General features: G+C 73.9%; 15 protein-coding genes. 12 read left to right on the top strand and 3 right to left on the bottom strand.

Going from position 1 to position 17109, the window contains the following annotated elements; all coding sequences use genetic code 11:
• Positions 1-233: 233 nt before the first annotated feature.
• The 3 genes from CXR04_RS24650 (at position 234) to CXR04_RS24640 (ending at position 4419) form a co-directional block, all read left to right on the top strand.
• Entirely contained in the window at positions 234-2189 is a 1956-nt protein-coding gene (locus CXR04_RS24650) for an FAD/NAD(P)-binding protein (protein WP_101424463.1), read from the top strand.
• Entirely contained in the window at positions 2186-3577 is a 1392-nt protein-coding gene (locus CXR04_RS24645; protein WP_101424462.1) for a lyase family protein, read from the top strand. The genes CXR04_RS24650 and CXR04_RS24645 overlap by 4 nt, the downstream gene beginning before the upstream one ends.
• A gap of 242 nt (positions 3578-3819) precedes the next feature.
• Positions 3820-4419 carry a hypothetical protein gene (locus tag CXR04_RS24640; RefSeq protein WP_234380465.1) on the top strand — a complete coding sequence of 200 codons (600 nt, stop codon included), beginning with the start codon at positions 3820-3822 and terminating at the stop codon, positions 4417-4419.
• Between the two features lie 23 nt (positions 4420-4442).
• On the opposite strand, the gene CXR04_RS24635 is transcribed toward CXR04_RS24640, so the two are convergent.
• The 3 genes from CXR04_RS24635 to CXR04_RS24625 all read right to left on the bottom strand — a co-directional run bounded on the left by CXR04_RS24635 (position 4443) and on the right by CXR04_RS24625 (position 7733).
• Complete coding sequence (locus CXR04_RS24635) at positions 4443-4859, bottom strand: VOC family protein (RefSeq protein ID WP_101426578.1); 417 nt, start codon at positions 4857-4859, stop codon at positions 4443-4445.
• A gap of 5 nt (positions 4860-4864) precedes the next feature.
• On the bottom strand, positions 4865-5239 hold the full coding sequence (locus CXR04_RS24630) for a helix-turn-helix transcriptional regulator (RefSeq protein ID WP_199850666.1): 375 nt from the start codon (positions 5237-5239) through the stop codon (positions 4865-4867).
• Between the two features lie 112 nt (positions 5240-5351).
• Positions 5352-7733, bottom strand: coding sequence for an ATP-binding cassette domain-containing protein (locus CXR04_RS24625; RefSeq protein ID WP_101424460.1), 2382 nt, complete (start codon positions 7731-7733; stop codon positions 5352-5354).
• Positions 7734-7930: 197 nt separating this feature from the next.
• On the opposite strand from CXR04_RS24625, the gene CXR04_RS24620 reads away from it, so the two are divergent.
• The 9 genes from CXR04_RS24620 (at position 7931) to CXR04_RS24580 (ending at position 17106) form a co-directional block, all read left to right on the top strand.
• Positions 7931-8470 carry a hypothetical protein gene (locus CXR04_RS24620; protein WP_101424459.1) on the top strand — a complete coding sequence of 180 codons (540 nt, stop codon included), beginning with the start codon at positions 7931-7933 and terminating at the stop codon, positions 8468-8470.
• A gap of 194 nt (positions 8471-8664) precedes the next feature.
• A complete protein-coding gene (locus CXR04_RS24615) occupies positions 8665-10596 on the top strand; it encodes a ricin-type beta-trefoil lectin domain protein (RefSeq protein WP_101424458.1) in 1932 nt (643 codons plus the stop codon).
• 86 nt (positions 10597-10682) lie between these two features.
• On the top strand, positions 10683-11684 hold the full coding sequence (locus CXR04_RS24610; RefSeq protein ID WP_234380464.1) for a DUF3500 domain-containing protein: 1002 nt from the start codon (positions 10683-10685) through the stop codon (positions 11682-11684).
• 138 nt (positions 11685-11822) lie between these two features.
• Positions 11823-12419 (top strand): flavodoxin family protein, encoded by a 597-nt coding sequence (locus CXR04_RS24605; RefSeq protein WP_101424457.1) that lies wholly within the window; start codon positions 11823-11825, stop codon positions 12417-12419.
• 67 nt (positions 12420-12486) lie between these two features.
• The gene (locus tag CXR04_RS24600) at positions 12487-13044 is read left to right on the top strand and encodes a CGNR zinc finger domain-containing protein (protein WP_101424456.1); all 558 of its coding nucleotides are present in this window, start codon (positions 12487-12489) and stop codon (positions 13042-13044) included.
• A gap of 68 nt (positions 13045-13112) precedes the next feature.
• The gene (locus CXR04_RS24595) at positions 13113-13817 is read left to right on the top strand and encodes an HAD-IA family hydrolase (protein ID WP_101424455.1); all 705 of its coding nucleotides are present in this window, start codon (positions 13113-13115) and stop codon (positions 13815-13817) included.
• The gene (locus tag CXR04_RS24590; protein ID WP_101424454.1) at positions 13817-15085 is read left to right on the top strand and encodes a pyridoxal phosphate-dependent aminotransferase; all 1269 of its coding nucleotides are present in this window, start codon (positions 13817-13819) and stop codon (positions 15083-15085) included. Before CXR04_RS24595 ends, CXR04_RS24590 begins: the two co-directional genes overlap by 1 nt.
• 41 nt (positions 15086-15126) lie before the next feature.
• Positions 15127-16515 carry an MmgE/PrpD family protein gene (locus CXR04_RS24585; protein ID WP_101426576.1) on the top strand — a complete coding sequence of 463 codons (1389 nt, stop codon included), beginning with the start codon at positions 15127-15129 and terminating at the stop codon, positions 16513-16515.
• A gap of 105 nt (positions 16516-16620) precedes the next feature.
• On the top strand, positions 16621-17106 hold the full coding sequence (locus CXR04_RS24580) for a pyridoxamine 5'-phosphate oxidase family protein (RefSeq protein ID WP_101424453.1): 486 nt from the start codon (positions 16621-16623) through the stop codon (positions 17104-17106).
• Positions 17107-17109 lie beyond the last annotated feature (3 nt).

Raw genomic sequence — 17109 nt, 5'->3', positions numbered from 1 at the left:
CGCTACCGCGTGACGGCCGCGGGCCCGGGCCTGACGTGGCGGGGCGGCTCCACCGACCGGTGCGGGGAGGGTGCGGGCCGGCGCCCCGCCGGGGCGGCGATCCGCACGTCAGCGCCCTGCCGCTGGAGCCGGTCGCGGCCACCTCACAGGAACTTGTCATCGCTGTGAGGTCGGGCATTGTGGAATTCTCCCGCCCAAGGGTCCTGTACATCGCTTCCGAGGAGTAGGTGTCCATGTCCAACGGGCAGTTGAACGTCTGCGTCGTCGGCGCCGGGCCGCGCGGCCTGTCGGTCCTGGAGCGGATCTGCGCCAACGAGCGCAAGTCCCCGGCCCACGGGGAACTGCGCATCCACGTCGTCGACCCGCACCCGCCGGGGGCGGGCCGGGTGTGGCGCACGGACCAGCCGGATCTGCTGCTCATGAACACCGTCGCCTCCCAGGTCACCGTCTACACCGACGACAGCGTGGAGATGGAGGGGCCGATCGAGGCCGGGCCCAGCCTGTACGAGTGGGCGCGATCCGTCGTACGGGGCGACGCGGCGGGCCCCGGGCTGCCGGGCGGGGCGCTGGCCGAGGCCCGGCAGTTGGGCCCTGACGACTATCCGACGCGGGCGTTCTACGGGCACTACCTGGGCGACACCTTCCACCGGGTGGTGGCCGGTGCCCCGGAGCACGTCACCGTACAGGTCCACCGGTCCACGGCGGTCGCGCTGGACGAGGAGGAGGACGGGGCCGGCCAGTGCCTCGCCCTCGCGGACGGCACCCGGTTACGCCACCTCGACGCCGTCGTCCTCGCCCAGGGGCACCTGCCGGCGCGCGCCACCGAGCGCGAGAAGGAACTGGCGCGGGAGGCGGCCGCGTGCGGGCTCGTGCTCGTCACTCCCGTGAACCCCGCCGACGCCGACCTGTCCGGGATCCGGCCGGGGGAGAACGTGGTGCTGCGCGGGCTCGGGCTCAACTTCTTCGACCACCTCGCGCTGCTCACCACCGGCCGCGGCGGCCGGTTCGAGCGCAGCGGCGACCGGCTGGTGTACCGGCCGTCCGGCCGCGAGCCGCGGCTGTTCGCCGGCTCCCGGCGCGGCGTTCCGTACCACGCCCGCGGCCACAACGAGAAGGGCGCGCACGGCCGTTACGAGCCGCGGCTGCTCACCCCCGAGGTCATCGCCCGGCTGCGCGAGCGCGGCGCCGCGGGCCGGCGGGTGTACTTCGCCGTCGACCTGTGGCCGCTGATCGCCAAGGAGGTCGCGAGCGTCTACTACGGCGCCCTCCTCGCGGCCCGGGGCCGGGGTACGGAGCGGGAGGCGTTCGTCGCGCGGTACCTCGCCGCGCCGACCGCCGAGGTGGAGGCCGCGCTGCTCGACGAGCACCAGATACCCGCCGCGGACCGCTGGGACTGGGACCGTATCGACCGCCCGTACGCGACACGCGAGTTCGCCGGCCGGGACGAGTTCCGCGACTGGCTGCTCGGGCACCTCGCAGAGGACGTCCGCGAAGCCCGCGAGGGCAACGTCAGCGGGCCGCTCAAGGCGGCGCTCGACGTGCTGCGCGACCTGCGCAACGAGATCCGCCTCGTGGTCGACCACGGCGGCCTGGAGGGCATCTCGTACCGCGACGACCTGCAGAACTGGTACACGCCGCTGAACGCCTACCTGTCCATCGGCCCGCCCGCCTCCCGGATCGAGGAGACCATCGCCCTGGCCAACGCGGGCGTCCTGGAGTTCATGGGCCCGGAGCTGCGCGTACGCATCGACCGTACGAGCGGGGAACCGGCGTTCGTCGCCGAGTCGAGCCGGGTCAAGGGCCCGCCGGTGCGGGCCGCGGCGCTGATCGAGGCGCGGCTGCCCGAGCCCGACATCCGGCGCACCGCCGACCCGCTGCTCACCCATCTCCTCGACACCGGCCAGTGCCGCCCGTACCGCATCTCCAGCGACTCCGGCGCCGACGTGGTGACCGGCGGCCTGGCCGTCGGCGAGCGCCCGTACCGCCTGCTCGACGCCGCGGGACTGCTCCACCCCCGCCGCTTCGCCTACGGCGTACCGACCGAGGCCGTGCACTGGGTGACCGCCGCGGGTATACGCCCCGGGGTGAACTCCGTGACGCTCGGCGACTCCGACGCCATCGCCCGCGCCGTCCTCGCCCTCACCCCCGCGGACGGCCCGCGCCCGCACGCCACCGAGGAGCTTTCGTGACCACCGACCTCGACGCCGGCCTCCTGTCCCCCGTACGGGCCGGCACCCCCGTCGAAGCCGCCGTGTCGGACCGCGCGTGGCTGCAGGCGATGCTGGACGCCGAGGCGGCGCTGGCGCGGGCCCAGGCCCGTACGGGCACCATGCCCGCGACCGCCGCCGCCGCGATCACCGGCGCGGCCCGCGCCGAGCTGCTCGACCTGCGCGCGCTCGCCTGCGCCGCCCGCGAGACGGCCAACCCGGTGGTCGGGCTGGTCAAGGCGCTCAGCGGGGTGGTGGCCGAACACGACCCCGCGGCCGCCGAGTACGTGCACCGGGGCTCGACCAGCCAGGACGTCTTCGACACCGGCGCGATGCTGGTGTGCGACCGGGCGCTGCGCCTCGTCCACGCCGACCTGCTGCGCACCGCGGGCGCCCTGGCGGAGCTGGCGGCCGGGCACCGCGACACGCTGATGGCCGGGCGGACCCTGACGCTGCACGCGGTGCCGACGACGTTCGGGCTGAAGGCCGCAGGCTGGCGGGCGCTGGTGCTGGACGCGGCCGAGCGACTGGAGCGGGTGCTGGCCGGCGGGCTGCCCGTGTCGCTCGGCGGGGCGGCGGGCACGCTGGCCGGGTACCTGGAATACGCGGCCCTGGACGGCGCGGGCACGGAGGACTCCGGCGCATACGTCGAGCGGCTGACCGCGGCGTTCGCCGACGAGACCGGACTCGCGCCCGCCACCCTGCCCTGGCACGTGCTGCGCACCCCGATCGCCGACGTCGCGGCCGTCACCGCCCTCGTCGCCGGGGCGCTCGGCAAGATCGCCGTCGACGTGCAGTCCCTCGGCAGGACCGAGGTCGCCGAGGTGGCCGAGCCCGCGGTGGCGGGGCGCGGCGGCTCCTCCGCGATGCCGCACAAGCGGAACCCGGTCCTCGCCACCCTGATCCGCAGCGCCTCCCTCCAGGTCCCGGCGCTGGCCGCCGCGGTCACACAGTGCATGGTCACCGAGGACGAGCGCTCCGCCGGCGCGTGGCACGCCGAGTGGCACCTGCTGCGCGAGTGCCTGCGGCTGGCGGGCGGCGCGGCGCACACCGCGGTCGAGCTGGCGGAGGGGCTTCAGGTCAGGCCCGAGCGCATGCGCGCCAACATGCGGCTGACGGAGAACCTCGTCACCTCCGAGCGCCTCGCGGCGGTACTCGCGCCACTGCTCGGCAAGGCGCGCGCGAAGCAGTTGCTCACCGACGCGGCGGCGGAATCGGAGCGTACGGGCGCGGGCCTGCCGGGGATCCTCGCGGCCGTGCCCGCGATCGCCGAACACTTCGACGAACCGGCGCTGGCGGCGCTCCTCGACCCCGCGTCGTACACCGGCGCGGCCGGCGCGCTCGTGGACCGGGCGCTCGCCGACAAGTAACTCCCCTTTGCGGCACGGGACTTACTCCTGCGTACGCATGCGCATGCAGGTGCGTCCCGGGCCGCGGGCACCGCCATCACCGGTTCGTGCGCGGCGAGTTCGACACCCCGCGTCATCGGCACTCCCGCGCCCCTTACCCCCTGCGGGCGACAACACTCCAGTCGGGGGCGGTTCGTGACGATACGAAGAGGGTGACCGTCATGGATGAATGCCTCCAATTCGTCTGTCCGCCGTGGTGCAACATGGCCGACTCACCGGAAGACCATTTCGGGGCTCTCGGTGACGACCTGACCCGGGTACTGCACCTGGGCTGGAATGCCGGGGCGATGTTCCAGGGGCGGGCCGACCCGCGCCAGACAGTGGGGTTCGATGTGGATCTGTGCGCGTACTCGTTGACCGACGGCAGCCCCGGGCGGCCGTTCCTGCGGGTGTCGGACGAGACCGGCAGCGCCAACAACTTCGAGGTGCACGACGTGGCGGCCGCCGCGTTCATGCTCCAGCAGATGGCCGGTGCGGTGCGGAACCTGGCCGGCTTCCTGGAGATGCTCAGCGCGCGCCAGGAGGCCGAGGAGGCGCAGTGGCAGGCCGTCCGGCTGGACGGCGAGGTGCGCCAGGCCGAGCAGCAGCGGGCCAGGGCCGAGGCCGGGCTGCGCCAGGCCCAGGAGTACATCGCCGTGCTGGAGCGGGAGATGGAGGCGGCGAGCGCGGCGCGGGACGCGGCGCACTGGCAGGTGGAGAAGGCCCGCGAGCGGGTGGCGGACGCCGAGCGCACCGCGCGGGAGAGCCGCCGGGTCGCGGAGGCCGCCGCGGCCCGCTCGGCCCGGCTGGAGGGCGCGCGCTAGCGGCGCGCGCCGGCCGGGCGGGGTCAGGCGCGGGGCGGCTGGCTGAAGCGGAGCAGGTTGCCCGCCGGGTCGCGGAACGCGCAGTCCCGTACCCCGAAGGGCTGGTCGACCGGCTCCTGCAGCACCTCCGCGCCGGAGGCGGCGATGCGCGCGAACGTCGCGTCGACGTCGTCGGTGGTGAAGATGACGCCGTACAGCAGGCCCTTCGCCAGCAGCCGCGCCATGGCGTCCCGGTCCGCGGGCGTGGCCTGCGGGTCGGCCGCCGGCGGTTCGAGGACGATGTTCACGCCGGGCTGCTCGGGCGACCCCACGGTCACCCAGCGGGTGCCCTCGAACTCGACGTCGTTGCGGACCTCCAGACCGAGGACGTCGCGGTAGAAGGCCAGGGCTTTGTCGTGGTCGTCGACGGCGATGAAGCACTGCGAGAGCACGATTCCCATGCGGCTCACGCTACCGGAGGAGGCGGCGCCCCCCGCTTCCGCACCGGCCGCGTGTGGATCTTGGCGAGGCAGGCGGGGACGGCGGCGCCGTCGTCGTGGGTACGGGCCCGGTAGGCGCTCGGGCTCTCGCCGACCAGCTCGGTGAAGCGCGAGCTGAACGACCCCAGCGAGGAACAGCCGACCGCGAAGCACACCTCGGTCACCGACAGGTCGCCGCGCCGCAGCAGCGCCTTGGCGCGCTCGATCCGGCGCGTCATCAGATAGCTGTACGGCGTCTCCCCGTACGCGGCGCGGAAGCTGCGGGAGAAGTGGCCGGGCGACATGAGCGCGACCCGCGCCAGCTCCGCCACGTCCAGCGGGCGCGCGTAGTCGCGGTCCATCGCGTCCCGGGCCCGGCGCAGCCGGACGAGGTCGTCCAGCCTCACTCCCCCACCTCCCTCCGCATCTCCGGCCTGCGGCCTGCGGCTTCGCGTATCCGTCCCCGCCGCCGCGCTACGCCCCGACGTACTCCGCGAGGTGCTCCCCGGTGAGCGTCGACCGGTCGGCGACCAGGTCGGCCGGCGTGCCCTCGAAGACGACCCGGCCGCCGTCGTGGCCGGCGCCGGGGCCGAGGTCGACGATCCAGTCGGCGTGCGCCATGACGGCCTGGTGGTGCTCGATGACGATGACCGACTTGCCGCCGTCGACCAGCCGGTCGAGCAGCCCGAGCAACTGCTCCACGTCCGCCAGGTGCAGTCCTGTCGTCGGCTCGTCCAGGACGTAGATCCCGCCCTTGTCGCCCATGTGCGTGGCCAGCTTGAGCCGCTGCCGCTCGCCGCCGGACAGGGTGGTCAGCGGCTGGCCGATGCTGACGTAGCCGAGGCCGACGTCGGTCAGCCGCCGGAGTATCCGGTGCGCCGCGGGCGTACGGGCCTCGCCCCCGGCGAAGAACTCCTCGGCCTCCGCGACGGGCATGGCCAGCACCTCGCTGATGTCGCGCCCGCCGAAGCGGTAGTCGAGGACGGACGCCTGGAACCTCTTGCCGTCGCACTCCTCGCAGGTGGTGGAGACGCCGGCCATGATGCCGAGGTCGGTGTAGATCACGCCGGCGCCCTTGCAGGCGGGGCAGGCGCCCGCGGAGTTGGCGCTGAAGAGCGCCGGCTTCACGCCGTTGGCGGTCGCGAACGCCTTGCGGATGGGGTCGAGCAGCCCGGTGTACGTCGCCGGGTTGCTGCGCCGGGAGCCGCGGATGGCGCCCTGGTCGACGGAGACCACGCCCGCGCCGGCGGGGAGCGAGGAGTGCACCAGCGAGCTCTTGCCGGAGCCGGCGACGCCGGTGACCACGCACAGGACGCCGAGCGGGATGTCGACGTCGGCGTTCTGGAGGTTGTGCGCGCTCGCACCGCGGATCTCCAGCGCGCCGGTGGCCTTGCGCACGGTGTCCTTGAGCCCGGCGCGGTCGTCCAGGTGGCGGCCCGTGACCGTGCCGGCCGCGCGCAGCCCGTCGACCGTGCCCTCGAAGCAGACCGTGCCGCCGGCGGTGCCGGCGCCGGGGCCGAGGTCCACGACGTGGTCGGCGATCGAGATAACCTCCGACTTGTGCTCGACGACCATCACCGTGTTGCCCTTGTCGCGCAGCCGCAGCAGCAGGTCGTTCATCCGCCGGATGTCGTGCGGGTGCAGCCCCGTGGTGGGCTCGTCGAAGACGTAGGTGGTGTCGGTGAGCGAGGAGCCGAGGTGGCGGATCATCTTGGTGCGCTGCGCCTCGCCGCCGGACAGGGTGCCCGAGGGGCGGTCGAGCGAGAGATAGCCGAGGCCGATCTCCACGAACGAGTCGAGGGCCTCCCGCAGCGTCTTCAGCAGCGGCGCCACGGAGGGCTCGTCCAGGGCGCGCGCCCACTCGGCCAGGTCGTTGATCTGCATGGCGCAGGCGTCGGCGATGCTGATGCCGGCGACCTTGGCGGAGCGGGCGGCCTCGCTGAGCCGGGTGCCGCCGCACTCGGGGCAGGCGGCGAAGGTGGCGATCCGGTCCACGAAGGCCCGGATGTGCGGCTGCATCGACTCACGGTCCTTGGACAGGAAGGACTTCTGCACCCGCGGAACGAGACCCTCGTAGGTCACGTTCATGCCGCTGATCTTGAGCTTGGTCTGCTCGTGGTACAGGAAGTCGTGCAGCTCCTTGTCGGTGAACTTGCCGATCGGCTTGTCCCCGTCGAAGAAGCCGGAGTCCGCGTAGAGGCGCACCATCCAGCCGCCGGCCTTGTAGCCGGGGATGGTGATCGCGCCCTCGGCGAGCGACTTCGTCTCGTCGTACAGCTCGCTCAGGTCGATGTCGGAGATGCGGCCCATGCCCTCGCAGCGCGGGCACATGCCGCCGGTGCTGGTGAAGGCCACCTCGACCGTCTCGCCCGCGCCGCGGTCGACGGTGACGGCGCCGGTGCCCTGGGCGGACGCGACGTTGAAGGAGAAGGCGTTGGGCGGGCCGACGTGCGGCTCGCCGAGGCGGCTGAAGAGGATGCGCAGCAGCGCGTTGGCGTCGGTGGCGGTGCCGACGGTGGAGCGGACGTTGGCACCCATGCGCTCCTGGTCGACGATGATCGCGGTGGTCAGCCCTTCGAGGACGTCCACGTCCGGCCGGGCGAGGGTGGGCATGAAGCCCTGCACGAAGGTGCTGTACGTCTCGTTGATCATCCGCTGCGACTCGGCGGCGATCGTGTCGAAGACCAGCGAGCTCTTGCCCGACCCGGAGACGCCGGTGAAGACCGTGAGCCGCCGCTTGGGGATCTCCACGTCGACGTTCCGCAGATTGTTCTCGCGCGCTCCGTGCACACGGATCAGGTCGTGGCTGTCGGCGGCGTGCTGCTCGGGCGCCGGCGTGTCCTTCCTGGCGGTCATGCTCGTCTCTCCGTGTGTCAGTGGTCGCGCGGCTCCTCGGCCGGCGGTCTCCGCCACCCTAGAACGTCCCTCTGACAATGCGGCCGGAGCGGCCGGTCCCGGTGCCCGGCAGCCCGGCCACGCGGGGATCGGCGGCGGGTGCGGCGGCGCCCGGTAATCCGGGTGACACCCGGCGCGGCCGGTGGCAGGCTCCGCGGGTGACGATCACCGAAGTGCTGCTCATCGGCGGCCGGTCCGGGGTGGGCAAGTCCACCGTCGGCTACGAGGTCTCGGCCCTCCTGCGCACCGCGGACCTCGGGCACGCGCTGATCGAGGGCGACGCCCTCGACCACCTCCACCCCGCTCCGCCCGGCGACCCGCACCGCGCGCTGGTCACCGAGCGCAACCTCGCGGCGGTCTGGGGCACCTACGCCGCGCTCGGCTGCCGGCGGCTGATCTACACCAACACCGCCTGCGTCCTGGCCAGCGAGAGCGGCCTCTACTCGCGGGCCCTGGGCGAGGGCGCGCGCTTCGTACGCGTCCTGCTCACCGGCTCCGACGCCACCGCCCGCGCCCGGCTGGCAGGCCGCGAACGGGGCTCGGAGCTGGCGGAGCAGGTGCGGCGCAGCGCGCTCATGGCCCGGCGGCTGGCGGAGGGGTCCGCCGCGGGCACCGTGCGGGTGCGGACGGACGGGCGGAAGGTGGCGGAGATCGCCGGGGAGGTCGTGGCCGCGGCCGGGTGGGCGGGCGCGCGGTGAGCCCGGCGCCGCAGGGCGGTCGCGGCGGAGTGGCGCGGCGGGGCGCGTACCGCCGTCGACTTCTGGACGGAGGCATTCCGACCTCTTGACGCGAGCATGGCATATCAGTTTAATCACGCCGTGAAATAAGCCTGTCGAGCCGCAAACCCTTCAGCTTCCGAAGGCACGGGCACTCCTCCACGAGAGGGCACACCATGATCCCGTCACCCAGGCTCCACCCCCGCACCCCCCACTCCCCCGGCCACCGCCTGCCGGCGCTGCTCGCCGCCGTCCTGCTGCTGGCCACCGCCCTCCTCGCCGCCCCCGGACTGGCCCCGCGGGCCGCCGCGGCCGGCGAGCGCGTCGACGTGTGGCTCACCACCACCTCCGACTCCGGCGGCCGCAACGTCACCCGCGGCCTCCAGCAGCAGGCGCCGCTCGCCTTCGGCCCGGCCGGCGGCGGCGCGGACCAGACGATCCGGGTCGACGAGGGCACGACGTACCAGCAGTTCGAGGGCGGCGGCGCCTCGATCACCGACACCACCGCGTACCTGCTGCGCGGCGGCCCGGTCAGCGCCGAGACCCGCGACGCCGTCATGCGCCGGCTGTTCTCGCCGACCGACGGCATCGGGCTCTCCTTCGTCCGCAACCCGATCGGCGCCTCCGACCTGTCCAGGCCCGGGCACGTCTCGCTCGACGACACCTGCTGCACCCTGGACGACTTCGGCACCAACGGCTACGACACGAACGTCCGGCTGCTCACCGCCCAGGCCAAGCAGCTCAACCCCGCGCTGCGCGTGAAGGGCGTGCCGTGGAGCGCGCCGGGGTGGATGAAGGACAACGGCCGGATGGACCAGATGGGCTGGCTGAAGTGGGAGTACTACCCCATGTACGCCCAGTACCTGGTCAAGTACGTGCAGAGCTACCAGGCCGCGGGAGTCAAGGTCGACTACATCTCGGTGCAGAACGAGCCCAACTGCTGCCAGGCGGGCAACCCCACCGCCATGAACTACCCCGGCATGAGCTGGAACTCCTCCGGCCTGATCGAGTTCACCAAGAACCACGTCTACCCGGCGTTCCGCGCGGCCGGCCTCACCACCAAGGTCCTCGTGCACGACTGGAACTACGGCGACTACGGCCAGATCGGGCAGGCCATCCTCGCCGACGCCGGGGTGCGCAACGACCCGCTCTTCGGCGGCATCGCCTGGCACGGCTACGCCGGCGACCCCGCCGTCGGCAGCCAGGTGCACCAGCAGTACCCGAACGTCCCGCAGTTCAGCACCGAGCACTCCGGCGGCACCTGGATCGGCAACCAGCACAACGAGGACATGGCCGACATCGTCAACTACACCCGCAACTGGAGCGGCAGCGTGGTCAAGTGGAGCCTCGCGCTCAACCAGAACATGGGCCCGCACAACGGCGGCTGCGGCACCTGCACGGGCCTGGTCACGGTGCAGGAGGGCGGCCCGCGGGCGGGTCAGGTCGACAACACCATCGAGTACTACACCACCGGCCACCTCACCAAGTTCGTGAAGCCCGGCGCCCATCGCATCTCCTCCACGGCGAGCAGCACGGTGCAGAACGTGGCCTGGCGGAACCCGGACGGCTCCAAGGCCCTGATCGCCCACAACGGCGGCACTTCCGCGCGCTCCGTACGCGTCGACTGGGGCAGCCAGTCCTTCGTCTACTCCCTGCCCGCCCGCACCACCGCCACGTTCACCTGGTCAGGCACCCCCTCCGGCACCGCACCCGGTACGGGCACGGGCACGCTGACCGGCATCGCCGGCAAGTGCCTCGACGTCGCCGGCGGCGCCACCGCGGACGGCACCCCCGTGCAGATCTACGGCTGCAACGGCAGCACCGCGCAGCGCTGGACCGTGGGCGCGGACGGCACCGTACGGGCGCTCGGCAAGTGCCTGGACGTCGCCGGCGCGGCCACGGCGAACGGCACCGTCGTCCAGCTCTACGGCTGCAACGGCACGGCGGCGCAGCAGTGGTCGTACGATCCCGTGACCCACGACGTCGTGGGGGCGGGCTCGGGGAAGTGCCTCGACGTCACGGGCAACACCTCCGCGGACGGCACGAAGACGCAGATCTGGTCGTGTACGGGCGGCGCCAACCAGAAGTGGACGCTCAACGCGGCGTGAGCCCCGCCCGCGCGCAGCGCGCGTACTGCACCATGGGTCACCGGGGGCGCCGCCCCCGGTGACCGTGTGACGGGCAGGAGGAACGGGTGGGCGGGTCCGACGGAACAGCGGCGGCAGCCGGGACGGGGCAAGCCGGCGCGCCGGCGACCGCGGCGCGGATGCGGGAGGCCGCGCAGGCGCTGCTGTCGGTGCTGGCGCCCGAGCAGGTGCGGGAGCTGCGCGCCGGGCCCGCCCGGCTGGACGCGCCCGAGCTGCGCGAGTGGACGTACGTGCCAGGACCCCGCCCCGGCCTGTCCACCGAGGAGCTGGACGGCGACCAGCGCGCGGCCGTCGACGCGCTGCTCGCCGCGGCGCACAGCGCGCACGGCGGGCGGCTGGCGGCCGGGGCGATCGAGGTGGAGCGCCACCGCCGCGAGCTGGTCGGCCGCCCCGGGCCCGACCGCTACTGGCTGCGGCTGCTCGGCGACCCGGACGGCGAAGGACCGTGGGGCTGGCGGATGAACGGCCACCACCTGGCCGTACACGTGCTGATCACGCCCGCCGGGCTGCGGGTGACCCCGCACTTCGTCGGCTCCGAGCCCGCGCTGGTCACCTCGGGACCGCGGGCAGGGCGGCTGCTGGGCCCCGAGGAGGACCTGGCCCGGGAACTGGTCACGGACCTGGACACCGCCGCCCGCAGCACGGCGGTCTACGCGGCGGAGCCCCCGGACGACATCCTCACCCGCGCCGACCCCTTCGCCGACCCGGACCTGCTGCCGCCGGGCCTGCCGTACGCGGCCATGACACCCGCCCAGCAAGCGCTGCTGGAGCGCCTGGTCCGCCGCTACCTGGCCCGGGCACCCGAGGAGTACGCGCGCGCATGCTGGTCGGACACCGTGGCCGGGGGCCTGGAGCGGCTCTCCTTCGCCTGGGCCGGCGGCCTCGCCCCGGGCGACCGGCACTACTACTGCGTACGCGCCCCCGACTTCCTCGTCGAGTACGACAACACCCAGGACGACGGCAACCACGCCCACTCCGTATGGCGCCACACGCGCCACGACTGGGGTTTGGACCTCCTCCGCGCGCACTACGAGAGCGGCCACGGATGAGCGGCCGGGACCGCCCCCTTCCCCGCGCGCCGCCGCGCCAAGTGGGCGTCAAGTCAGGGGTTAGTCTCGGCCAACCTCCCGGCCCGATCCTGGCCCTTTAAGGCATCGGCCATGGACCGGTAACGGGGGAACCACTCGATGGACACGTCACCCAGCATCGCGATCGCCTACCACTCGCGCCGCGGACACACCCACGTGCTGGCGGAGGCCGTCAGGGCCGGCGCCGAGGCGGCGGGCGGCACGGTGGCCATGGTGCTCGTCGAGGAGATGCAGGACGGCGACTGGGAGACGCTGGACGCCGCGGACGCCATCGTGTTCGGGGCGCCGACGCTCATGGGCTCCGCCTCCGGCGCGTTCCACGTCTTCGCCGAGTCGACCAGCACGCGCTGGTCGAAGCAGTCCTGGAAGGACAAGATCGGGGCGGGCTTCACGCACTCGTCGTGCAAGGCCGGCGACAAGCACATCACCCTCGGGTACTTCGCGACCCTCGCCGCCCAGCACCAGATGCACTGGGTCAACCTCGGCCTCGCGCCCGGCTGGCACCTCAGCCACGAGAGCGAGAACGACCTCAACCGCCTCGGCTACTTCAACGGCGCCGCCGCGGCCACCATGGGCGACCTGGGCACCGACGCGGTGCACAAGGCCGACATCGCGACCGCCGAGCACCTGGGCGGGCGGGTCGCGCGGCACACCGCCGTGGTCCTCGCGGGACGGGCGGCGCTGGGCGTCGCCTGACAGACCCGGCCGCACCCGCTGCCATTGATATCTTTGCCTTAAGTAATGGGTACGAGCGGAAGTCACCATGGCCGTAAGTGATTACACGGGGCAGGCCGCGCTCACGGCCGTCGACCTCGTCAACAGCCTGGACGTCATCACCGGCAGGGACCGGCTGCGCGACGGCGAGGACGCCGCCGCGCTCCTCGCCCGGCACCACTGGGAGGTCGGCCGCACGGTGTCAGCCGCCGACCTGGAGCGGCTGCGGCAACTGCGCCCGCGGCTGCGGTTCGTCTTCGGCGGCACGCCCGTGCAGAAGTCCGTCGCCGACCTCAACGCGCTCCTGCGCGACCTGCGCGCGCAGCCCCACCTCACCGACCACGACGGCGCCTGGCACTGGCACTACACCCGGCCGCGGGCGCCGCTGGGCGAGCGGGTGGCGACGTCGTGCGTGGTCGCGCTGCTGACCGCGATCGCCGACGGCGGCGCGGGTCGGCTGCGGATCTGCGACGGCGCCGACTGCGCCAACGTCTTCGTCGACGCCTCCCGCCCGGGGCTGCGCCGTTACTGCGACACCAAGAGCTGCGGCAACCGCGCGCACGTCACCGCCTACCGGGAGCGCAAGCGCACACGGAGCGCCGGCTAGCCCCTCCTGCTTCGTACATGAGTTATTAGCTCTTGACCAATGTCCAAGAGCCATCCTACGGTCGAACCATGCCCACTCCGCTGCCGACCCGCCCCCGGCTCATCACCTTCGACACCTACGGCACCCTCATCGACTGGGACGGCGCCCTCCGCGCCCACCTGCGCGCGCTGTTCGCGGCACGGGTACAGGACAGGGACGTCGCCGCCTTCCACCGCCGCTGGTACTACGGCTACGCCCTGCCCGCCGTCCACGGCCGCTTCCTGCCCTACCGGGACCTGCTCGCCACGACCATGGCCGAGGCCCTCGCCGCGGAGGCCGGGATCACCGCGGACGACGCGGAACTGGCCGCGCTCGGCGACGTGATGGCCGAAGCCGACCCCTTCGCCGACAGCGTCGAAACGCTGCGCCTGCTGGGCGCGCACGCGCCGCTGGCCACCATCTCCAACAGCCAGCGCGACATCATCGACGTCAGCGTGCGCAAGCTGGGCGACCCCTTCACGTACGTCTTCACCGGCGAGGCGGTCGGCGCGTACAAGCCGCACCGGGCGCTCTTCGAACTGGTCCTCGGCCGCGCGGGCGTGGAGCCGCACGAGGCGGTGCACGTGGCCCAGTCGCAGTACGTCGACCTGCCGCGCTCCGTACCGATGGGCATCCCGACCGTGTGGATCAACCGGCAGGGCCAGGAGCTGCGCCCCACCACTCCCGCGCCCACGGCCCAACTGCCCGACCTGCGCGGCCTGCCGGAGCTGCTGGGCCTGCCGGAGGCGGTGTGATGAGCCGGGAGCCCGGATCCGCGCGTACGGACCGGAAGCCCGGCTACGGCCGCGCCACCGCCGTCCGCCGCCTCCACCTGCCCGAGCGCGCCGGGCGCCTGGGCCTGTCCGTCCGCGAGGCCGACCGCTTCGTGGCCGCCGGCGTGACCGGCGACGTGCTGGACACCACGCACTTCGACACCGTCCGCTTCCCGCCGCCGCCCTGGGCCGCCGGGACCTTCGCCGCCGCCGCGGCGGACGGCGCCCACGCCTACACCCCGTACCGCGGCGCCGCGGCCGTCCGGCGGCCGGTGGCGCAGGAGCTGGGCCGCCGCCTCGGCATCCCCGTCGACCCGGACCGCGAACTGCTCCTCACCCCCGGCTCGCAGGCCGGGCTCTTCGCCACCCTCGCCGCACTCGTCTCCCCCGGCGACACGGTCGCCCTCGTTGACCCCGACTACCTGTTCAGCGAGCGCATCGTGCGGCTCCTCGGCGCGCACGTCCACCACGTGCCCCTGATCCCGGGCCCGGCCGGCCCGCCCGACGGCCTCGTACCCGACCTGGCCGAGCTGGCCGCGGCGCTGCGCGGCGGCGCCTCCGTCGTGCTGTTCTCGCACCCCAACAACCCGACCGGCGCGGTCTACCCGCCCGGCGTCGTCGCCGGGATCGCCGCGCTCGTCCGCGAGCACGACGCCTTCGCCGTCGTCGACGAGCTGTACGCCCGGCTCGTCTACGACGCCCCGCTCCCCCGCCTGATCGCCGAGCCCGGCATGCGCGGCCGCTGCGCCACCGTCACGGGTCCGTCCAAGACCGAGTCCCTGTCGGGCTACCGCGTCGGCGTCGTCGTCGCGCCGGGAGACGTGGCCGACGGCGCGGAGGACGTGCTCGCCGCGATGTCCCTGCGGGCACCCGCGTACGCACAGCACCTGCTGACGCGCTGGCTGCGCGACGACGAGGACTTCGTCCGGGACCGGCTGGCCGACCTGCGCGCCCTGCGCGAGCAGACGGCGGCGTGGCTGACGGACGTAGCGGATCTCGGGCTACGGGCCCGGGGCGGCCCCCGGCCGCCGGGGACCGCGTACCTCTTCGTCGACGCCTCCGCGCTCGGCGTGCCCGACCACGTCCTCGCCGACCGGCTCGTGCGCGAGGCGGGCGTCCTGGTGAGCCCCGGCTACCAGTTCGGACCGCGCGGCATCGGCTCCTTCCGGGTCTGCTACGCCCGCGACGAGGCGGTGTGGGCGGCCGCCCTCGGCCGGATGACCACGGCACTGCGCGGCCTCGCGCGCTGATCGCGCCGATTCCGTACCACCGCACCCGGGAGGATCCCGCCATGTCCCGCACCCGCACGCAGCAACTCCTCGACCACCTCGACGTCTTCGCCTACGACCGCCTCCCCGCCCCCGTCGTCCGCCAGGCGAAGAACGCGCTCTACGACTGCCTCGGCGCCCTCATGGCCGCCACCTCCCGCCGCTACCCGGTGATGGACCTGCTGGAGAAGACCGCCGCAGAAGCCGGCCCCGGCACCTCCCGCCTCTTCGGCTCCGCGCTGCGCACCGACGCGAGCACCGCAGCCCTCGCCAACGGCACGCTCGCCTACTACTGCGACATCGAGAGCCACCACCCCTCCGCCAACGTCCACGCCATCGCCGTCGTCGCCCCCGCCGCGCTCGCCGTGGCGGAGCGGCAGCGCTCCTCCGGGGCCGACGTGCTGGCCGCCACGGTCGCCGGCATCGACGTCGCCGCCCGCGTCAGCTACGCCCTCGGCCCCGCCGTCCAGTACGCGCGCGGCTTCCACCCGACGACGGTCGCGGGCACGTTCGGCAGCGCGGTCGCCGCGGGGCTGCTGCTGGGCCTGGACGAGGAGCGGTTCGCGGCCGCGCTGGGGCTGGCGGGCACGAGCGCGTCCGGGCTGCTGTCGTGGGTGGACGACCCCACGGAGCAGTCCCGTCCCCTCAACATCGGCCTCGCCGCCCAGGCCGGGGTGCAGGCCGCCACGCTCGCGGGGATCGGGCTGCGCGGTCCCGCGGACGTCTTCGGCGGCAAGTACCCCTTCGGGCACGCCTTCACGGGACAGTGGGACCAGGAGGCGCTGCTCGCCGGTATCGGCGAGCGGTACGCGGTCGGGGAGCTGTTCTTCAAGCGCAACTCCTGCTGCGTGTTCATCCCCGCCGCCCTCGACGGGCTGCTCGGCATCATGCGGGCGCACGACCTGCGCCCCGGCGACATCGACCGCGTGGCCGTCCGCGCCCCGCGCTCGTCGTACCACGTGGTGGACGCCAACCCGCTGCGCTCCCACTGCATGCAGTACGTCCTGGCGGTCGCCGCCCACCGCGGCCGCGTCGGCTTCGCCGACATCATGACCGACCTCCGCACGACCGACCCGGCGATCGCCGCGCTCAGCGCCCGCATCACGGTCACGGGGGACGCGGGCCTGGACGAACGCGCGGGCGCGCTGCGGCAGTCGGTGGCGTCGGTGACAGAAGTGACCGCGCGCTCGGGCGAGACGTACGTGCGCGACGTCGAGCACCCGCTGGGCGCGGCCGGGAACCCGCTGTCGGAGGCGGACCTGGAGCGCAAGTTCGCGGCGCTGACGGCGGACGTGCCGGCCGGGGACCGGGCGCGGGAGATCAAGGCGGCGGTGGAGGGGCTGGACGGGGCGGCGGACATCACCGCGCTGACATCGCTGCTGGCGGCGGACCCGGTGGGGGCCGGGGGCTGAGCGTGGAGGGCGGGGCTCGGGGCGGCCCGGAGGCGGTTGTCAGTAGCGTCGGATACCGTCGCCGGAACGGCCGACGTCGGCCGCGAAGGGTGAAGGAGGACAGCCGTGACACTTCCCGACGACCTGGCCGGGATGGCCCGCAGCGTGCTCGACGCGAACCGCTATCTCGTCCTGGGCACCGCGGAGTCCGACGGACGGCCGCGGGTCTCGCCGGTGTTCTTCACACACGCCGGTTACCGCACCTTCTACTGGGTCTCCTCGCCCCAGGCGCGGCACTCCGCCAACATCGCCGCGCGGCCCGGCGTCGAGTTCGTCGTCTACGACTCCACGGCGGCGGTCGGCGAAGGGCGCGCGGTGTACATCGGCGCTACGGCGGAGAAGGTGCCGGAGGCGCAGCTCGCGGCGGCGTGCGACGAGGCGTTCGGGGGCGCGGTCGCCGCCGGGGCGACGCGGTTCCGGCCCGAGGACCTCAGCGGCGACGAGGGGCTGCGGCTGTACCGGGCCCGCGCGACGAGCTGCGAGGTCCACGTCCCGGGCCGCGACCCGGTGTACGGCACGGGCATTGACACCCGCCGCGAGATCCGGCTCTGAGGC

Origin of the sequence: Streptomyces sp. CMB-StM0423 (assembly GCF_002847285.1) — a bacterium.
In the GTDB taxonomy this organism is placed as follows: domain Bacteria; phylum Actinomycetota; class Actinomycetes; order Streptomycetales; family Streptomycetaceae; genus Streptomyces.
The sequence above is the reverse complement of the archived record's forward strand: the minus strand, read 5'-3'. Positions and strand labels throughout refer to the sequence as shown.